Origin of the sequence: Brachybacterium sp. GCM10030268 (assembly GCF_042666305.1) — a bacterium.
Taxonomy (GTDB): Bacteria; Actinomycetota; Actinomycetes; order Actinomycetales; family Dermabacteraceae; genus Brachybacterium.
Genome location: NZ_JBHTCW010000029.1, coordinates 1 through 1,229, shown reverse-complemented (window position 1 = coordinate 1,229; position 1,229 = coordinate 1). Strand labels below are relative to the sequence as shown.

General features: G+C 69.1%; 1 protein-coding gene. It reads right to left on the bottom strand.

What is annotated here, in order from left to right; genetic code table 11:
• A partial coding sequence (locus ACFQRD_RS16670; RefSeq protein ID WP_377804792.1) for a nucleotide sugar dehydrogenase occupies positions 1 to 1,229 on the bottom strand: 1,229 nt, incomplete at its 3' end.

Here is a 1,229-nt window from a genome sequence, read left to right as displayed (position 1 = left end):
CCGTCGATGATCAGCTTGATGCCGGGCACGTCGGCCGCGGAGAGCTCGCGGTATTCGGCGTGGTTGGTCTGCACGATCACCAGGTCCGCGCTCTCGCCCACGTGGTACGGGGCCCAGCCGAATCCGGCGAGCTCCTCGTCGTCGTAGTACGTGTCGTGGACGGCGACCTCGGCGCCGTGCTCACGCAGCGCCTCGACCACGGGGAACACGCCGGAGAACGCGGTCTCCTTCACCCCGGTGCGGTACGAGGCGCCGAGCACCACGGCCTTCAGGCCCTGCAGCGAACCCAGCAGGTTCGCGGCACGCTCGACCAGGTGCGAGGGCACCGACGCGTTCAGGGTGCGGGCGGTGCGCACGGTGGTCGCGTTCGGATCGGTCGAGAGGTACAGGCGCGGGTAGACGGGGATGCAGTGCCCGCCGACGGCGATGCCCGGCTGGTGGATGTGGGAGTAGGGCTGGGAGTTGGAGGCCTCGATCACCTTGTAGACGTCGATCCCGTGGTCCTGCGCGAAGAGGGCGAACTCGTTGGCCAGGGCGATGTTCACGTCGCGGTAGGTGGTCTCGGCGAGCTTCGCCAGCTCCGAGGCCTCGGGGGAGCCGAGGTCCCACACCCCGTTGGGACGTGCCAGGTCGGGACGCTCGTCGAAGGTGAGGGCGGACTCGTAGAACTCCGTGGCCCGCTTCGTGCCCTCGGCGGACAGCGCGCCGATCAGCTTGGGGTACTTGCGCAGGTCCTCGAAGACCCGGCCGGTCAGCACGCGCTCGGGGGAGAAGACCGCGAAGAAGTCCTTCGACTCCGTCAGGCCCGAGATCTGCTCGATCATGGGCGTGAAGCGGGTGCGCAGCGTTCCCACCGGCAGGGTGGTCTCGTAGGAGACGAGGGTGCCGGGGGTGATGTGCTCCGCGAGGGACCGGGTGGCCGAGTCCATCCAGCCGAAGTCCGGCTCCCACGTGGCGTCGTTCACGAACAGCGGTACCACGATCACCACGGCGTCGGCCTGCGGGATCGCCTCGGCGTAGTCGGTCGTCGCCCGCAGCCGGCCCGCCGGGACCAGTTCGCTCAGCTTCTCCTGCAGCTGCGCCTCGCCCGGGAACGGCTCTCTCGCCTGGTTGATCAGCTCGACCTGGCGGGGATTGGTGTCCACGCCGATGACCTCGTGCCCTGCATCGGCGAACTGCACCGCCAGCGGCAGCCCGATCTTCCCCAGTGCCACGACAGCTGTCTTCAC